Here is a 16895-nt window from a genome sequence, read left to right as displayed (position 1 = left end):
ATCTACCCCGGCAGAATGCGGTGGTGCATCATGGAAACCTGCCTCCCGGTGGAGGGCGATCCTTGAAGAAATGCGGCTACGCACCCAACGGTGATCGAGCAGAGAGAAAAGGAAACACGAAAAGACGACGTCAAGGGGGGAAGTGTCTTGCGCGGATCCAGATCTCTCTAGGGCTATTTAGTCCACGAGGATATATAATAATTTCTATTTTTAAAACAGAAAAAGTAACAGTTATGGGTGGTTGCCCGGGCGTTTACGGACTACCGTGCGGCAGCCGCCTCAACCCTGGTCGTTCGTGGCTCCGGTCCCTCTACAACCGGGTTGTCCGGGTACGTAACCCACTCGGTGAACGATCCCTCGTAGATCCGGACGTTCGGGTAGAGGTAGAGCCACTTCAGGAGGATAAACTCGTTCGTGGCCTCCCGGCCGGTTCCACACGAGCAGATGACGGCCCTGCTCCGGTCGACGCCGTGATCTTCCAGGATCCTATCGAGTTCGTCGTTCGATTTGAGCAGCGCCGGGTTTGCATCGTCCATCAGGCTCCTCCAGGGCAGGTTTACGGCGCCGGGAATATGCCCGGGCTTCCGCCAGGGTCCCTGCCCCTGATACGTCTTTGCCGGGCGCGCATCGAGCAGGACCACATCGTCGTTGTCCTTGGTCTGCACGAACTCCTCGTACCTGATGGCGTAGTCGTCGCGAGCCTGGACCGTGAAACCGGACGATTCGACCGTCGGGTACTCCTGCGAGAGTTCCCGTCCCTCGCTCTTCCACCGGTCAAGCCCTCCGTCGAGGAGGTAGACGGCGTTATGACCGTACTTTGCCAGGGTATAGGCCATCATCGTCTGCCCGAGCCCGTCACCCAGCCCGGAGACTGCTCCTTTTCCGGTGTAGACGACGACCGGAGAGTCGGCCTCGATGCCCGCGCGCCTGAATGATCCCTGAAGGCATCCGATGGGGCTGTAAGGCGTCGGGAAGCCGCCGTTTGAGACCCGCAGGACTCCTTCGGTCAGGTAGACGGCACCCGGGATGTGCTCCCGGATGTAGTCATGCACGTTCGGCTGGACGTCGATGATCGTCAGGTCGGTATCGTGCAGGTGGTCGGCAAGCCAACTCGCGTTCACCAGCCTGACCTTTCCGTCGCCACGGGGGTACGGGACGTTTTCCCGGTCGTTTCTGGCCTGCAGGCGCTCCATGCCGCCGGGAGTAACCATCTTCTCTTCCATATTCATCACCTCATCCCTCTCACTGAGACCAGTGAGTCCGGCCCCGGTGCGGGCATGAGACCAGATATATTTTATGCAGGATAGGGCTGGGTGTATGGAAGGGGTGCGATCAGCCAAAAGACGCGGGGGGCCTCTTTGCCCCTTCACTCCCCGGCGCCCTCCGGGCCGAGTTCGACGCTCTCACCGGGTGAGAGGAGCCTGACCCGGATCGCCGTCGTGCGCTCGATGGTCTGCTTGAAGTTCTCCAGATCCTGGCAGATGGCCGGGAACGTGTCGTAGTGCATCGGGATCACCAGCCGCGCCCCGGTGTACCGGGCTGCAATCATCGCCTCAGCGGGCCCCATCGTGAAACGCCCGCCGACAGGGAGGAGCGCCACGTCCGGTCGGTAGAGGTCCCTGATGAGCTGCATATCCGAGAAGAGCGCCGTGTCGCCGGCATGGTAGACGCTGGTGCCGTCCATCGCGATGACGAATCCCGCGGCGGCACCGCCGTAAAAACCCATGCCCTCGTCTTCCAGCCACGAGGAGTGGAGAGCGGGCGTCATCGTGAACCGCACACCGTCGACGGTGATGCTGCCGCCGATGTTCATTGGTTCGGCAGGAACGCCCTTTGTTCGGAGGTACTTCGCCACCTCGTTGATGGCGACGGTCTTCTTCGAGAGTTCTGCAGCAATGCCCAGGTGGTCTGCATGGGCATGTGTTACCGCAACGATATCGGGCTCCACGGGGAGCGAATCCTTTGAGATGAAGGGATCGATGAGGATCGTCTGCGATCCCTCAAGGCAGAAACATGCGTGGCCAAGCCAGGTCAACCTCATGGAGAAGAGATCGGCCTTGCCCATTAAAAAATGTTCAGGGGAAGTACAGAGGGTGGACCGGAAGGTTAGAACTCCCCCATATCGATCGCTTCGGTGATGTCGATAGCCTCGGAGAGGCCGTCGTTGACGACACCGCGCGTCATCATCTCGGAGAGGTCGCGATCTTCCATCACGTCCCTGATCCGCTCCAGGTACGGGTCCAGGGTGGTATCCCTCTGCTGTTCGATCACGTGACGGTACTCACGGAGCGTGGAAGGGCTCACATCGAGTTCCTCGCTGATCTCCTTCATGGTCTTGCCCGAGTCAAGAAGTTCCGTCATTGCTGCCTGGTCAAACGGCATCTTGAAGTCAAGATCCCTGAAGAGTTTGAGGCGGACCCGGGCGCGTGCCACGGTCTTGCTCAGCTTTTCATCGCCGAGCGCCCTCGCAATCTCCGTATCGTTCTTACCGTCGTAATATGCAACCACGAGCTTCGCGAGCTGCCTTGGTGCGAGTTTGGTCTTGAAATACCCCTGATCGAGGACCTCTCGCATGATCAGGGCAATCTCGCGCTCAACAGCGTCGCGATCCCGGAGCGTACCGTGAACCTTCCTCATCGGTTCAACGATCGTTTTCTTGTTCGTGATGGTCGTGAACAGCTCAAGGAGCTGTTGCTTGCGGGTATCATCTGCCATGTTCGTGTCTCTCTATCCTGTATTCCACCGTCTGGTTCACGAGGCCACACATGCTGACCTCTGATATATATAACTTGTTCCCCACCCGGGGCGTAACGTTCCCTACATTACAACCGCTAACATTTAAAACTTGCCATATAAATCGCCGAAAGAGAACGATCGTTTTGAAGGATGAAACCATATCTTCCGGGATACTATGGGCTGTGGAAAAAAAGTCTCCTTGCCCACGCTGTTTTTCGAAGAATCGTGATCTCCCGTGAGAGGAGAACCATTCTTTAATAGCACCGCCGCTCAAGTATACTGCAAGACTATGGCCGAGACGAGCGATATTTACGAAAAAGTCATGGAAGTGGCCAGAAGACGTGGTTTTGTCTGGCCCTCATCCGAGATATACGGGTCGGTTGCGGGGTTCATCGATTACGGCCCGCTCGGAGCGATGATGAAGAGGAACGTCGAGAATCTCTGGCGATCCTACTACGTCTTCCAGGAAGGTTACTACGAGATCGAATGCCCCACCGTCGGAAATGAAGCAATCTTCGTCGCATCCGGTCATGTGAAAGAGTTCGCCGACAAGATGGTCCAGTGCCCGCACTGCGGCGAGTACCTCCGCGCCGATCATATCGCAGCGGAGAACGGCATCGAGAACGCAGGCACCCTCCCGGCGGAGGCCCTCCAGGCAGTGCTCTACGAACTGCCCTGCCCCGCGTGCAAGAAGCCGCTCGGCGAAGCGAGCGTCTTTGCGTTCAACCTGATGTTCGAGACCACCATCGGCCCGGGGTCGCAACGGAAGGGCTACCTGCGCCCCGAGACCGCGCAGGGCATCTTCACCGACTTTTCCCGGCTGCTGCGCTTCTACCGTGACAAGCTCCCCTTCGGCGCGGTCCAGATCGGGAAGTCCTACCGGAACGAGATCTCGCCCCGCCAGGGCATGATCCGGTTGCGGGAGTTCTCCCAGGCAGAGGCCGAGATCTTCGTCCACCCGAACGAGAAGAACCATCCCGTCTTCCACCGCTACGCGGACTACCAGATCCCCCTCCTCACCATCGCGTGTCAGGTCGAGAACCAGGAGCCGGCCGCAATCACGATGCGCGCTGCAGTGGACGAGGGGCTGATTGCAAACGAGTACGTCGCCTACTACGTCGCGCTCACGCACCGGATCCTGACCGCCATCGGCGTGGACCCGGCGCGACTCCGGTTCCGCCAGCACCTGACCGACGAGCGGGCACACTACGCGGCAGACTGCTGGGATGCCGAAGTCTACTCCGGCCGCTTCGGGTGGGTGGAGATCGTCGGCATCGCCGACCGCACCAACTACGACCTGCGCTCGCACGCGGAGCACTCCGGCACCTCGATGACGGTCTTCATGCCCTACGACGAGCCGAAGAAGGTTATGAAGCGGCGCATCACCGCCGACATGGGCGTGCTCGGCCCCCGGTTCCGGGGTAAGGCAAAGGCGATTGCGGACGCTCTCGCCGCATCCGAACCGGGAAGTGACGGCGCGCGGATCACCGTCGACGGGGAGGAGTTCTTCATCCCTGCTGACCTCTATGTGGTCCGGGAGGAAGAGGTGGAGGTCCGTGGCGAAGAGGTGATGCCTCACGTCATCGAGCCGTCCTACGGCATCGACCGGATGATCTACGTCGCGCTCGAGCACAGCTACGCCGAGGAGGAGGTCGAGGGCGAGATACGGAAGGTCCTCCGGCTCCCGCCGGCGATCGCCCCGGTCCAGGTCGCCGTCTTCCCGCTGATGAACCGGGACGGCCTCGATACGATCGCGCAGACGATCACGGAGAGGCTCACCCGATGCCGCATCCTCGCCCAGTACGACGACTCCGGTGCCATCGGCAGGCGTTACCGGAGACAGGACGAGATCGGGACGCCCTTTGCGGTCACCGTCGACTATGACACGCTCGAGGACAACACCGCGACCGTCAGGGACCGCGACAGCATGGAGCAGGTCCGTATACCGGTCGAGCGGCTGCCGGAGACCCTCTCGGCGCTCGTTTCCGGCGCCACTACGTTTCATGAACTCAAAGCATGACCTGTATCTCCCACCCGCTGATCCGGCCGGAGAGCCTCGAGGAGAGACGCTACCAGCTCGCGATTGCGCTCCGGGCGCTTGACGCGAACACGATGGTCGTCCTCCCGACCGGCCTCGGGAAGACGGCCGTCGCGCTCATCGTCGCGGCATCCCGCCTCTACTCCCACCCGGGGAGAGTGCTGATGCTTGCGCCGACAAAACCCCTGGTGGAGCAGCATCTCCGTTTTTTTAAGAAGTTCCTGCTCTCTCGGGGCGGCTCCGAGCCAGAGGAGTCCGATATCGTCATGTTCACCGGGGAGACTTCCCCGGAGGAGCGAGCCCGGGCCTGGGAGGCGTGCCGGGTCTGTTTTGCCACCCCGCAGGTGATCAAGAACGACTGCCTGGCGGGGAGGTACAGCCTCGCCGATGTCGTGCTGCTGGTCGTGGATGAGTGTCACCGGGCGGTAGGAAACTACGCGTATGTCTTTCTTGCAAAACACTACTGCGCATCTGCAAACGAGCCCCTGCTGCTCGCGATGACCGCCTCCCCCGGGGGCGACCAGATGAAGGTGCAGGAAGTCTGCAACAACCTTCAGATCGAGACGGTCGAGACACGGGTGGAGACCGACGAGGACGTCCGCCCCTACATCCACGAGCGCGATATCCAGTACGTCGATGTCTACCTGCCCGAAGAACTCCAGGCGGCACTCATCCTCCTCCGGGAACTCGTGGAGTCGCGCCTCACCCGGCTCGCGAGCCTCAATTTCCGGGTCCCGAAACCGGACAAGCTCTCGATAAAGGCGCTCAACGCCCTGAACGCCCAGATCCAGCAACGCATACGGAACCGGGACCCCGCTGCGTTCACCGCGGCATCCCTGCATGCCGAGTGCATGAAACTCCGCCACGCCATATCGCTTGCCGAGACGCAAGGGAGCGAGGCGCTCAGACTCTACCTGGCCCGGCTCGGCGCGGAAGGCGCCTCGAGCGCGGGGAGCAAGGCGAGCAAGCGCCTCGTCGGCGACCCTGCCTACCAGCACCTCGTCGAGGTCGCCAGCGGCTGGAAGGAGGAACTCCACCCCAAGGTTGCGATCGTCCGCGAGCTGGTGCAGGCGCAGCTTGCAGCACATCCGGACAGCCGGATCATCGTCTTTGCCACCTACCGCGACACCGTCCAGACACTCGTCGACGCGCTCACCGCTGCCGGCATCGCCTGCGAACGGTTCGTCGGCCAGGCGTCCCGGGATGCGGCCCGGGGACTCTCGCAGAAGGAGCAGATCGCGAGCCTCGCCCGGTTCCGCGAGGGCGAGTTCAAGTGCCTGGTCGCGACCTCGGTGGGCGAGGAGGGGCTCGATGTCCCCTCGACGGATATGGTGATCTTTTACGAGGCGGTCCCCTCGGAGATCCGGAGCATCCAGCGGAAGGGGAGGACCGGAAGGAGCGGGAGCGGCACGATCGTCGTGCTGGTGACAAAAGGCACGTCCGACGAGACGTTCCGGTACGTGAGCCAGACCCGGGAGCGGGCGATGGTGACGGGGATCAAAAGCATGAGCACGGCGCCCGCCCCCGCTCCCGCTCCGGCCGCTGAATCTGTCCACGCCCCTCCCCTCCCCTCCACCCCGGCCGCGACCAGGCAGATGGAGATCCTCGCGTTTACTCCGGCGGGGCCGGCGATCACCGTCGACGACCGGGAGACATCGTCACGGGTCGCCGGGCGCCTGCACGAACTCGGGGCGTCGATAACGCTCGAACGTCTTGAGTTCGGCGATTACGCCGTCGGCGACCGTATCCTTGTTGAGCGCAAGACTGTGCAGGACTTCATGAACACCCTCATCGAGCGGGACCTCTTCGGGCAGCTCCGGGCCATGGCCGATGCGGCGGCGCGGCCGATCCTGGTCATCGAGGGAGAAGACGACCTCTATTCGGTGCGCAACATCCACCCGAACGCTATCCGGGGCACGCTTGCTGCCATCACGGTGGATCTGGGGGTCGCGCTGATACGCACACGGGATGCCGACGACACCGCCGAGATGCTCTACGTCCTTGCTCAACGCGAAGGGAGCGAGCGGGGAGAGCGAAAGGTGCACCCGAAGAAGTCGTATCGGTCGGTCCGCGAAGAGCAGGAGTATGCGCTCGCTGCGTTTCCAAACGTCGGTTTAAAGAGTGCCCGGCTCCTCCTCGAACACTTCGGGTCGCTCAAGGCGATCATCGATGCCGACCCGGAAGAACTGGCGTCCGTGCGCGGGATCGGGGAGAAGACCGCACACGGCATTGCGGATCTTGCCCGCAGGCCATACCGTTAACGCAGGCGTTTGAGTGCTTTTGTCCCTCGCTCGACCGCCATCATCAGGGTCAGGCACTCATCGGCCCTCGGTTCGCCCCGGATGCGCTCGCAGAGGTGGATGATCGTCTCTTCGAGTTCCACGGCAACCCGGCCTCGCGGCTCCGGGACGGCCGTTGCCGGTGCGGGAGACTGCGCGGGCTCCTCTCTCCCGGCGGGCTGCTCCGGTATGGGAAGAGGCTCAATTTGTGCAGCAAGCGGGCAGATCACGCATTGTGTCTCTCCCTTGTACTCAAACAAGGGGTACCCGCAGACGTTACAGGATTTTGCGAGCATCTTTCCTCCCTTCAGGAGATACTCAGCCATGACTTCGTCAGCCGTATCAACCGCCATTCCGTTGAACTCCCTTAATCAACTTATATATGCCTGGATGCCATTAATAATAGAGGGGTACATCCAATGGCAAGTCCCGAAGAAACAATACGGATCTGCATCCAGATGTTGCAGAATATCAACGAAGATTCAACCATCCCACGCAATATCCGGCGCGTTGCAGATGAGACGAAAGCGATTCTGCAGGACGAATCCAAGACGATCGGCCTCCGCGCCGCAACCGCAATCTCCATGATCGATGAGATCAGCAACGACCCGAACATGCCGGTCCACGCCCGGACCCGGATCTGGGAACTGGCATCGCAGCTGGAGACGATCCCTCTCGACTGAGTCGCTCATTCTTCTCCTGACAACTCCGGCGCAAACCTGAGCAGCGTGATACTGACAGCAGGTGCAATGCCTGCCGCATCATCCTGCTCAGCCTGTGGCGCCTGGAGCTCATTTTTCTTCCTCACCCGAGAACGGTGACGTGGACCGTCCTGTGGCGGCTCGATCGCACGTCGAGTTCGAGCAGGACGACCTGCTGCCAGGTGCCGCAGGCGAGCGCACCGCCGATCACCGGGACGGAGAGCGACGGCCCGACGATCGCCGCCCGGACATGGGACCGCCCGTTGCCGTCGCCCCACGCTGCATCGTGCGCGTAAGGGATATCGGCCGGGGCGATGACCGAGAGCGCCCGGCGGAGGTCTGAGAGTACTCCCGGCTCGTACTCGATGGTGGTGACGGCGGCGGTCGAGCCTCCGACGAAGACATTGGCAAGCCCGTCCTGCACGCCACTCCCGGCGACCGCCTGCTCTATTTGAGGCGTGATATTGACGATCTCTCCTTCCCCGTGCGTCTCTATCTGAATCGTTGTGCGGAACATGCTATGGACACCTCATCCCGGTGACCTGTATCTCCTGCGCCGTCATAAACTTCCTGTTCCCTTCGGCAACGTTGGCGAAAGTTTGCCGAAGCGGCATGGCGTGAGAGTTGCCGGGATAGGAGCAGCCTCTCCGTAAACGCTTTATAGATGAGGGAATACCCCCTCCCTGGAGGCGTAATTATGCCCTATCGATGGAACGACAGACAGGATGTGGACGAGGCGATCGTCGTCGTGATGAACACGCTTGATGCGGGCCAGGAGATCCGGGGATGGCTGATGCGCACCCTGCAGGAGGCGATCAACAACTCCGACCCGCAACTCTCGCAGTACTTCTTCAGCGAACTTGAGCGGCACCGGCCTGAGGCGCTCGGGTACTTCAAGAAACCGGTGTTTTGACCAGTTTTCGGAGAAATGAGGCGCTCGATGAGGCATCCTATGGCACCCTCCCCTGTGTACCGCAGCCCGGTACTTCTGCAGGGAGTGTCAGGGACTCCTCATCGTGTCACGCTTCCAGATATAATACGGCAGGAAGAAAGACCAAAGAAGAGGACCCAGATAGCCCATAAGGAGGGTCCCCACGACCCCAGATCGCAGGACCGCTCGGCTTCTCTAGCCATGAGGGGGTATCGGTCATCAGATACTCTCCCGCATGAACCGGACCCCCATGCCTGCCCGAAGACAACCGCAGGTATCGCGAGCAAGGCGATGAGGTAGGAGAAGGTCGTCCACGGTCGGGGCGCCGTTGTAGACCCGGGTCAGGTGATCGTAGCAGATCGAGTTTGTCCCAGAATCCCTTTGCCGGGAGAGGGATACCCCTTCGCACCTTACGGTGCTCAAGCTCCCTTCGGTCGCACCTCCCCGATCCCTCCCCCGCCCAGGCGCATACCCGATGGGAAGCCGTTTCACCCTCCTTGCCCAGGGTATAGTTCAGATGGTAGAAACCTCGGGGGTGAGTGTTCTGATCAGGGTGTACAGAAGGTTCATAGATCTTTTTGGGATGACCTCGTTCATCACCGGACCTCTGCATCCTCACCGTCCTCGAAGCAGAAGACCTCCTCGATGGTGACGCCGAAGGTTTTTGCGATCCTGTAGGCGACCTCGATGGAGGGGTTGTATTTCCCCCGCTCGATGGAGTTAATCGTCCGCCGGGTGACCCGGATTGTATCGGCAAGCTCCTCCTGGGTCATGTCGTGCATCGCGCGAAAGACCTTGATCCTGTTCCTCATCGTCTTTATGCCCCGTATTTTCTATTGTAATACCACAGGAACGCGCCATACAGTGCTGTCAGCAGCACCGTGACCGCGCCGAGCGCCGCGCCGAACGCGCGGGTGGTGTCCCGGATGCGGTGGCCTTCCGCAAACATCTCATCGAGGGCGACGACGTCGTCAATGGTCAGGTTCGCCGGGTCGGGGATGAGGTAGGAACTGTCGTGGATAAACTCCGGGTTCGGCGGGGCAGAGAGTACGCCGTAGAAGACCCGGATCGACCCGTTGTCGTAGGTATGCAGGGCAGATCCGGTTCCGCCGTTGAACGAGAAGGTCATCAGCACGGCAAACCCGATCGCGGCAACCATGATGGTCACCTCGAGCGCGCTGAGGGCAGCTTTTCCATGAAGAATCGTGGAGAGTTCGTCTTCCGTGACCTCCGTCACGCTGCGGCGGCAGAGCGCCAGGATGGCGATGCTGGCGACGACGGCGACGACCGGGACGATCATGTTTGCGGTTGTCAGGCCGAACCCGAGAGCAAGGATCAGGCCGGCCGCCACCAGGGCGATGCAGATGAGATAAGTTCGCTGTTTCATAGTGCCTCAATGTAACACATGCTTCTCTTATTGGGTAAATATCTTCCTATATGGTGCAGCTCGTTTCTCTATGTAGCAGGGGTTTCAAAACAATCCTGAAGGCGAAGGTTACGCAGGAATCCGGGAAAAGAGTGTGCAAAAAAAGAAGGAATGGCTGATTAGGCCTCTTCCCTGTCTTCAGCGTCCAGGATGGTGAACCCGATGACGCGGTCGCCGTCGTCGAGTTTCATGATCCGGACACCGCGGGTGCCTCGTTTCTGGACCGAGATCTCGGAGACTTTCGTCCGGATGACGATGCCGGACGCGCTCATCACGATGATCTCGTCGTCGTCGGAGACCGCTCTCGACCCGACGACACCCCCGCCCCGGGCGTCGACGACGATGTTCCGGACTCCCATCGTGCCGCGACCGTGGCCGCGGAACTCGTCGAACTCCGTCCGCTTCCCGAAGCCCTGCTCCGTGATGGTGAGGAGGTGGTCCTCCTCGACCACGGATATGGCCTGCAGAGTATCGCCGTTGCGGAGTTTGATCCCCCGCACGCCCATGGCGTTGCGGTGAACCGGGCGAACGGTCTCCTCGTGGAACCGGAGACTCTGCCCGAACTTCGTCGTCAGGATCAGTTCCTGGTTCCCGTCGGTCGCCTTCACGTCCACGAGCTCGTCGTCGTCGCGGAGGTTGATGGCGTTGATCCCGGTCTGGCGGGGCCGCGAGAACTCGTCGAGCGCCATCTTCGCAACCGTTCCCCCCCTCGTCGCGAAGAAGAGGTAGCGATCCGGCCGGAACTCCCTGACCGGGATGATCGTGGTCACCCGCTCTTCGCCGTCGAGATTCAGGAGATTGACCAGGGCCTTGCCCTTGCCCGTCCGCTGCCCCTCGGGAAGGTCGTAGACCTTCAGCCAGTAGACCTTTCCTCTATCGGTGAAACAGAGGAGGTTATCGAGCGTGTTCGCGACGAAGACGTTCTCGACGCCGTCGTCGTCCTTGGTGGCCATGCCGATGACGCCGCGCCCTCCGCGCCGCTGGTTCCGGTAGGTGTCGAGGTCGATCCTTTTTACGTAGTTTGAGGAGGTGAGTGAGACCAGCATCGGCTTGTCCTCGATGAGGTCCTCCTTCTCCAGGATCTCGGTCGCGTGCCCGATCCGGGTCCGCCGTTCGTCACCGAAGCGGGCGCTGATATCGACGAGTTCCTTCCTGATCTCGGCGAGGATGCTTGCTTCGCTTGCGAGGATCGCGGTCAGCCGTTCGACCTCCTGTGCGAGAGCATCGCGCTCGTCCTGGATCTTCTTGTGCTCGAGTGCCGCAAGCCTCCGGAGCTGCATCTTCAGGATGGCGTCCGCCTGCGCCTCGTCCAGGCCGAACTTCGCCACCAGGGCCATCTGTGCCTCCTCGGTCGTCCCGGATGCCCGGATGGTTGCGATGACGGCGTCGATGTTGTCGAGCGCAACAAGGAGGCCGCTGAGGATGTGCCTGCGTTCCTCCGCCTTTGCGAGATCGAACTCGGTCCGCCGCCGGACTACGTCCACCCGGTGCTTGAGGAACTCGTGGACGAGTTCCTTCAGGTTCAAGACGCGGGGCTGGCGATCGACGATGGCGAGGTTGATGATGCCGAAGGAGGATTCGAGCGCCGTGTGCTTGTAGAGGAAGTTCAGGACCACCTGGGGCGCGGTCCCCCTCTTTAAGTCGATGACGATCCGCATGCCGTCCCGGTCCGACTCGTCGCGGATGTCGGAGATGCCCTCGATCCTTTTGTCGCGGACAAGGCCGGCGATCGTCTCGATCAGGCGCGCTTTGTTCACCTGGAACGGGATCTCGCTGACGATGATCCGCGGTGTCCGGCCTTCCTCCTCGATCTCCACGACCCCCCGGACGACGCACTTCCCGCGCCCGGTCAGGTAGGCGTCCCGGACACCCTGGGTGCCCATCATGATGCCGCCGGTGGGAAAGTCCGGGCCGGGCATGACCCGCATCAGTTCCTCGGTGGAGATTCCGGGCTCGTCGATGATGCGGCAGGTCGCCTCGCAGACCTCTCTGAGGTTGTGGGGCGGCATGTTCGTCGCCATCCCGACCGCAATCCCGCTCGACCCGTTGACGAGGAGGTTCGGGATCCGGGCGGGGAGGACGTCGGGCTCCTGGAGCGACTCATCGAAGTTCGGGACGAAGTCGACGGTCTCCTTATCGATATCGGCCAGGAGTTCCTCCGAGAGTTTCGTGAGCCTGGCCTCCGTGTATCGCATGGCGGCAGCGGAGTCCCCGTCGATCGACCCGAAGTTCCCCTGGCCGTCCACGAGCGTATACCGGTAAGAGAAGGGCTGCGCCATCTTCACCAGCGTGTCGTAGATGGCCGAATCGCCGTGAGGGTGGTACTTACCCATCACGTCTCCGACGATACGGGCGCTCTTCTTGTAGGGCTTGTCGCTCGTGTTGCCGAGCTCCCGCATGGCGTAGAGGGTGCGGCGGTGAACCGGCTTCAAGCCGTCTCTCGCGTCAGGAATGGCACGGCCGATGATCACGCTCATCGCGTAGTCGATGTAGCATGATTTCATCTCCTCTTCTATGTTGATCGGAACAACCTGATGATCAGACGTCAAGGTTGTTCACCTCCTTTGCATGCCGGCGGATGAAGTCTCTCCGGGCATCCACATTCTCTCCCATAAGTTTCTCGAATATCTCGTTTGCGTAGACGGCATCCTCGATCCTCACCTGTTTGAGGATCCGGTTGGCCGGGTCCATTGTGGTGGACCAGAGCTGCCCGGCGTTCATCTCACCGAGACCCTTGTAGCGCTGGATCGTGACGCCCTTCTCACCGAACTCACCGACGATCTCCCGCATATCTTCCTCGCCGTAGGCGTACTTCTCCTGCTTCCCCCGGGCAACCCGGTAGAGCGGCGGCTGGGCGATGTAGATGTAGCCGTTCTCGATGAGTGCCGGCATATACCGGTAGAAGAACGTGAGGAGGAGCGTCCGGATATGTGCACCGTCGACGTCCGCATCGGTCATCAGGATGACATGGTGGTACCGGGCCCTCTCGACGTCGAAACTGTCGCCGACCCCGGTGCCGATAGCGGATATCAGCGCCTGGATCTCGGCGTTCTTCAGGATCTTGTGCTCTGAGGCCTTCTCCACGTTCAGGATCTTGCCCCGCAGGGGGAGGATCGCCTGGAACTTCCGATCTCGGCCCTGTTTTGCGGAACCACCTGCAGAATCTCCTTCCACGATGTAGAGTTCGCTTTTTGCCGGGTCCCGCTCCTGGCAGTCGGCGAGTTTCCCGGGCAGACCCGTGGATTCCAGCGTGCTCTTCCGCCGGGCGAGCTCGCGAGCGTTCTTTGCGGCTTCACGGGCACGGGCAGCTGTAAGTGCCTTGTCCACGACGACCTGGAGGGTCTTCGGGTGCTCTTCGAAGTACTCAGTGAGCGACGAGTAGACGAGCGAATCCACGATGCCGCGGACGTTGCTGTTGCCGAGGCGCATCTTGGTCTGCCCCTCGAACTGCGGGTTCGCGACCCGGGTGCTGATGACGGAGGCGAGCCCTTCCCTGACGTCCTCGCCCTTGACCTGGGCGTCGTTGTTCTTGAGAAGGTTGTTTCTGTGGGCGGCGCTGTTGACCGCCCGGGTGAGGGCGCTCCGGAACCCCTCGAGGTGGGTTCCCCCTTCCCGGGTGTTCACGCTGTTGACGTAGGTGTAGATCGTCTCCGTGTACGAGTCGTTGTACTGCAGGGCAACCTCGACCTCGACCATGCTCTCGGGGTCGCGCTTCTGGAAGTAGATGACGTCATCGTGGAGGCTCGCTTTCCCCTCGCCGATGTGGGCGACGAACTGCCGGATGCCGTCCTCGAAACAGTAGGTGACCGCATCGCCGGTGCGTTCGTCCCGGAGGGTGATCGTAAGACCGCTGTTCAAGTAGGCGAGCTCGCGGAGCCGGTGGTCCAGCACATCGTAGTCGAACTCGACGGTCTCGAAGATCGACCGGTCGGGCTGGAACGTTATCCGGGTCCCCTGGAGCCGCTCGTAGTCGAGCCGCTGCCCGGTGGGCCGGGAACCATATCGCTCCTCGTAGCGCACCGCCATCTCGTGCTCGGTCTCCGGGCGGCTCGTGATCGGCTTTGCAACCTGGCCCTGCCGGAACTGCATCGTATAGACGCTGCCGTCCCGGAAGACCGTCGCATCGAGCCAGCTCGAGAGAGCGTTGACGACCGAGACGCCGACGCCGTGCAGGCCGCCGGAGACCTGGTAGGTGTTCTTATCGAACTTTCCGCCGGCGTGGAGCACGGTGAGAACAATTTCGAGAGCGCTCTTGCCGTACTGGGGCATGATATCGACCGGGATGCCCCGCCCGTTATCATCCACTGTGACCGAGCCGTCCCGGTTGATGATCACCTGTATCTGGTCGCAGAACCCGGCGAGCGCCTCGTCTACGGCGTTGTCAACAACCTCGTAGACAAGGTGGTGCAGCCCCCGGGGACCAGTACTGCCGATATACATGGCGGGACGCTCCCGCACAGGCCTCAGGCCTTCCAGTACCGTGATGTGGGAGGCATCGTAGGTATCAGTCATTTGCGACCTCCGGCTGTTCGAGCGGCGTCCTGAATCACAGCAAAACTCACAGTATATATTGGTTGTATAACCACTTATACTGTTTGGATCCGAAAATAACCTTATTTTAGGTCAATCTCGGCGGTCGATAGCCCGATATACGCACATCCTGCATGACCGATCGGGAGCAGTCCGTTCTGCCCCCCTCTGGTCTGACCGGCCCCGGGAAGGCGAGCGCTCCCGTCAGTCGTACTTCCCTGCATCGGGGTTCTGGATGCCGAGTTCCGTATCGATCGCGATCGCAATCCGGTTGAGGAGCCGCCGCGCGTCCGCCGTATCTTCCTTATCCATGATCCCCGGCTGGTGCCAGATCACCGTCTTCCTGAGACGTTCGACGAGTTCACCGATCTCCGTCCCCCGGAACTGCTCCGGCACCGTGAGGTCGTTGAGATGATCCGCGGCGCCATAAAAGGCTCTCTCAGGGGGCAGGCCGAAGTGCCGGGAAAGCAGCATCAGGTTGACGATGAACCCTCTGCCGAATTCGCTCTTTGCGGGCATACATTCCCTATGCACCGCCGGGAGATAAGAACGATCTGTTTCCACACCCTTGCCCGCCGCCGGTCACGGTTGCAGGTAGATCAAGACCGTGGAGAATACGATAAGGGCGAGTGTCACGGCAAAGAATGCGATCTCTCCAGGTTGGAGGTTTTTTTTCTTGATGTAGAGGCCGGTGTTCACCCCGTGGCCCCGGCAGAGCATGCTCGTGTAGGTGCGCTCGCCCTGCTCGTAGGACCGGATGAAGATCGTCCCGACCGTGTAGCCGATCTGGTGCAGCCGGTAGCGGTAGGGGAGGGTACGGTCGAGGGGATCGAAGCACCGGGTCTCCATCGCGGTCCGTATCTTTCCGAACATATCGGCAAAGACGAAGATGTAGCGGACCATCATCCCGAGCGTGAGGGTGAACTCCCGGGGCAGGCCGAGCCTCCCCGCCGCCTCGATCATATCCTGCATCTTCGTCGTCGACGAGAGCAGGATGACGAACGATATGCTGACGATGAACTTCACGAGGAGGATCGAGGCGAACTCCACCGACTCCGCGTAGACCTCGATCCCGAACGGCAGGGTTGCAATCGTATGAAAAACGTCGTAATACGGACTTTTTACGAATATCTGAAACGCGATGAGGAAGATGCCGAACGGCAGGATGAGCGCGAGCCTCTTGAGGTAGACCACCGGTGAGAGGCGTGATGCGGCCCAGAGGACGATGAGGAGAGCAAAGAGGACGAGACCGAGCGTGTAGACTTTCGTCGAGTAGGGCAGGGCAACGATGGCCACGATGGCAGCGAGGGCTACGAGGAGTTTAACCCTCGCGTCCAACCGGTGGACGATGCTCTCGCCGTATGCATGCTTCTCGATTGCGTAGAGGTCGTCGATCATTCTCGTCTCGCGTAGGCGTCAAGGAACGACTTCTTTGCGTCCTCGTAGGTATAGGCCGTATCGATGGCGACACCGCTCTCCTGCAGCGACCGGATCAGTTTCGGTATGGGCGGCACGTCGAGCCTTGTCCGGGAGAGGAGTTCCGGCCGGGTGAAGACCTCCTCGACCGTCCCGGAGGCCACGACTCTTCCCTGATCCATCACGTAGATGAAGTCTGCCATCTCTGCCACGAGGTCGAGATGGTGGGTCGAGAAGATCACCGTCATGCCGTACTCCTCGGGCAGCCGGTTGACGAACGCCACAAGGTCGGCGACACCCCGGGGATCGAGGCCGGCCGTCGGTTCGTCGAGAACCAGCACCTGCGGCTCCATCGCGAGGATGCCTGCGATCGCGACCCGTTTCTTCTCGCCGCCCGAGAGGTGGTGCGGCACGCGCTTGCGCAGGTCCTCGATCCCCAGGAGGTGCAGGGCCTCCTCGACACGGTGGGCGACTGTCTCCTCGTCGAGGCCGAGGTTGGTCGGGCCGAACGCAACGTCCTGCTCCACGGTGGGGGAGAATATCTGGTCGTCAGGGTTCTGGAAGACGATCCCGACGAATTTTCGCACCTCACGGACGTTCGCCTTCGTGATCGGCTCGCCCCTGACCAGCATCTCGCCGGATGTAGGTCTGAGGATGCCGTTGAAATGCTTGAAGAGGGTGCTCTTCCCGGCACCGTTCGGCCCGATGACGGCGATGCGTGACTTCCTCTCTGCGATGAAGTTCACGTTATCGAGAGCGTGGACGTTGCCCCGATAGATGTGCGTGAGATCGCGGGTCTCGAGCAGGTGCATGGTAGCAAAAATTAGGAGTTTTATGG

At 61.2% G+C, this 16895-nt stretch carries 16 protein-coding genes; 4 read left to right on the top strand and 12 right to left on the bottom strand.

Features of this window, described 5'->3' with window-relative positions; genetic code table 11:
- Window positions 1-260: 260 nt before the first annotated feature.
- The 3 genes from V6K60_RS05840 to V6K60_RS05830 form a co-directional block, all read right to left on the bottom strand.
- Window positions 261-1223: a sulfurtransferase gene (locus V6K60_RS05840; RefSeq protein ID WP_332449577.1), complete on the bottom strand. Its 963-nt coding sequence runs from the start codon at window positions 1221-1223 to the stop codon at window positions 261-263.
- Window positions 1224-1366: 143 nt separating this feature from the next.
- Complete coding sequence (locus tag V6K60_RS05835; protein WP_332449576.1) at window positions 1367-2041, bottom strand: metal-dependent hydrolase; 675 nt, start codon at window positions 2039-2041, stop codon at window positions 1367-1369.
- 65 nt (window positions 2042-2106) lie between these two features.
- The gene (locus V6K60_RS05830; RefSeq protein WP_332449575.1) at window positions 2107-2715 is read right to left on the bottom strand and encodes a response regulator receiver protein; all 609 of its coding nucleotides are present in this window, start codon (window positions 2713-2715) and stop codon (window positions 2107-2109) included.
- Between the two features lie 310 nt (window positions 2716-3025).
- Between V6K60_RS05830 and glyS the strand changes: the two genes are divergently transcribed.
- Both glyS and V6K60_RS05820 read left to right on the top strand, forming a co-directional pair.
- Window positions 3026-4756 carry a glycine--tRNA ligase gene (gene glyS / locus V6K60_RS05825; protein ID WP_332449574.1) on the top strand — a complete coding sequence of 577 codons (1731 nt, stop codon included), beginning with the start codon at window positions 3026-3028 and terminating at the stop codon, window positions 4754-4756.
- On the top strand, window positions 4753-7035 hold the full coding sequence (locus V6K60_RS05820) for a DEAD/DEAH box helicase (protein WP_332449573.1): 2283 nt from the start codon (window positions 4753-4755) through the stop codon (window positions 7033-7035). Before glyS ends, V6K60_RS05820 begins: the two co-directional genes overlap by 4 nt.
- On the opposite strand, the gene V6K60_RS05815 is transcribed toward V6K60_RS05820, so the two are convergent.
- Complete coding sequence (locus tag V6K60_RS05815; RefSeq protein WP_332449572.1) at window positions 7032-7406, bottom strand: Sjogren's syndrome/scleroderma autoantigen 1 family protein; 375 nt, start codon at window positions 7404-7406, stop codon at window positions 7032-7034. The genes V6K60_RS05820 and V6K60_RS05815 overlap by 4 nt on opposite strands.
- Before the next feature lie 66 nt (window positions 7407-7472).
- On the opposite strand from V6K60_RS05815, the gene V6K60_RS05810 reads away from it, so the two are divergent.
- The gene (locus tag V6K60_RS05810; protein WP_332449571.1) at window positions 7473-7736 is read left to right on the top strand and encodes a UPF0147 family protein; all 264 of its coding nucleotides are present in this window, start codon (window positions 7473-7475) and stop codon (window positions 7734-7736) included.
- Window positions 7737-7857: 121 nt separating this feature from the next.
- Here V6K60_RS05810 and V6K60_RS05805 read toward each other — a convergent pair whose 3' ends face one another.
- Window positions 7858-8271 carry a secondary thiamine-phosphate synthase enzyme YjbQ gene (locus V6K60_RS05805; protein ID WP_332449570.1) on the bottom strand — a complete coding sequence of 138 codons (414 nt, stop codon included), beginning with the start codon at window positions 8269-8271 and terminating at the stop codon, window positions 7858-7860.
- Between the two features lie 180 nt (window positions 8272-8451).
- Between V6K60_RS05805 and V6K60_RS05800 the strand changes: the two genes are divergently transcribed.
- Window positions 8452-8667, top strand: coding sequence for a hypothetical protein (locus V6K60_RS05800; protein WP_332449569.1), 216 nt, complete (start codon window positions 8452-8454; stop codon window positions 8665-8667).
- 614 nt (window positions 8668-9281) lie between these two features.
- On the opposite strand, the gene V6K60_RS05795 is transcribed toward V6K60_RS05800, so the two are convergent.
- From V6K60_RS05795 to V6K60_RS05765, 7 genes are all read right to left on the bottom strand, one after another.
- Entirely contained in the window at window positions 9282-9497 is a 216-nt protein-coding gene (locus V6K60_RS05795) for a helix-turn-helix transcriptional regulator (protein WP_332449568.1), read from the bottom strand.
- 5 nt (window positions 9498-9502) lie between these two features.
- Entirely contained in the window at window positions 9503-10072 is a 570-nt protein-coding gene (locus V6K60_RS05790; protein ID WP_332449567.1) for a DUF2178 domain-containing protein, read from the bottom strand.
- 158 nt (window positions 10073-10230) lie between these two features.
- Window positions 10231-12660, bottom strand: coding sequence for a DNA gyrase subunit A (gyrA, locus tag V6K60_RS05785; protein WP_332449566.1), 2430 nt, complete (start codon window positions 12658-12660; stop codon window positions 10231-10233).
- Complete coding sequence (gene gyrB, locus V6K60_RS05780) at window positions 12650-14623, bottom strand: DNA topoisomerase (ATP-hydrolyzing) subunit B (protein ID WP_332449565.1); 1974 nt, start codon at window positions 14621-14623, stop codon at window positions 12650-12652. The genes gyrA and gyrB overlap by 11 nt, the downstream gene beginning before the upstream one ends.
- Window positions 14624-14845: 222 nt before the next feature.
- Complete coding sequence (locus tag V6K60_RS05775) at window positions 14846-15160, bottom strand: hypothetical protein (protein WP_332449564.1); 315 nt, start codon at window positions 15158-15160, stop codon at window positions 14846-14848.
- 63 nt (window positions 15161-15223) lie between these two features.
- Window positions 15224-16039, bottom strand: a complete 816-nt coding sequence (gene cbiQ, locus V6K60_RS05770) for a cobalt ECF transporter T component CbiQ (protein ID WP_332449563.1) — start codon at window positions 16037-16039, stop codon at window positions 15224-15226.
- A complete protein-coding gene (locus V6K60_RS05765; protein WP_332449562.1) occupies window positions 16036-16869 on the bottom strand; it encodes an ATP-binding cassette domain-containing protein in 834 nt (277 codons plus the stop codon). Before V6K60_RS05765 ends, cbiQ begins: the two co-directional genes overlap by 4 nt.
- Window positions 16870-16895: the final 26 nt, after the last annotated feature.

Source organism: Methanoculleus sp., assembly GCF_036677455.1.
In the GTDB taxonomy this organism is placed as follows: domain Archaea; phylum Halobacteriota; class Methanomicrobia; order Methanomicrobiales; family Methanoculleaceae; genus Methanoculleus.
This window is presented reverse-complemented; position numbering and strand designations above follow the sequence as displayed.

Coding starts and splice junctions, on each gene's coding strand:
- V6K60_RS05830 (WP_332449575.1), bottom strand. CDS start 2,715: ATGGCAGATGATACCCGCAAGCAACAGCTCCTTGAGCTGTTCACGACC.
- V6K60_RS05775 (WP_332449564.1), bottom strand. CDS start 15,160: ATGCCCGCAAAGAGCGAATTCGGCAGAGGGTTCATCGTCAACCTGATG.
- glyS (WP_332449574.1), top strand. CDS start 3,026: ATGGCCGAGACGAGCGATATTTACGAAAAAGTCATGGAAGTGGCCAGA.
- V6K60_RS05800 (WP_332449569.1), top strand. CDS start 8,452: ATGCCCTATCGATGGAACGACAGACAGGATGTGGACGAGGCGATCGTC.
- V6K60_RS05805 (WP_332449570.1), bottom strand. CDS start 8,271: ATGTTCCGCACAACGATTCAGATAGAGACGCACGGGGAAGGAGAGATC.
- cbiQ (WP_332449563.1), bottom strand. CDS start 16,039: ATGATCGACGACCTCTACGCAATCGAGAAGCATGCATACGGCGAGAGC.
- V6K60_RS05810 (WP_332449571.1), top strand. CDS start 7,473: ATGGCAAGTCCCGAAGAAACAATACGGATCTGCATCCAGATGTTGCAG.
- V6K60_RS05765 (WP_332449562.1), bottom strand. CDS start 16,869: ATGCACCTGCTCGAGACCCGCGATCTCACGCACATCTATCGGGGCAAC.
- V6K60_RS05790 (WP_332449567.1), bottom strand. CDS start 10,072: ATGAAACAGCGAACTTATCTCATCTGCATCGCCCTGGTGGCGGCCGGC.
- V6K60_RS05795 (WP_332449568.1), bottom strand. CDS start 9,497: ATGAGGAACAGGATCAAGGTCTTTCGCGCGATGCACGACATGACCCAG.
- V6K60_RS05840 (WP_332449577.1), bottom strand. CDS start 1,223: ATGGAAGAGAAGATGGTTACTCCCGGCGGCATGGAGCGCCTGCAGGCC.
- gyrB (WP_332449565.1), bottom strand. CDS start 14,623: ATGACTGATACCTACGATGCCTCCCACATCACGGTACTGGAAGGCCTG.
- V6K60_RS05815 (WP_332449572.1), bottom strand. CDS start 7,406: ATGGCGGTTGATACGGCTGACGAAGTCATGGCTGAGTATCTCCTGAAG.
- V6K60_RS05835 (WP_332449576.1), bottom strand. CDS start 2,041: ATGAGGTTGACCTGGCTTGGCCACGCATGTTTCTGCCTTGAGGGATCG.
- V6K60_RS05820 (WP_332449573.1), top strand. CDS start 4,753: ATGACCTGTATCTCCCACCCGCTGATCCGGCCGGAGAGCCTCGAGGAG.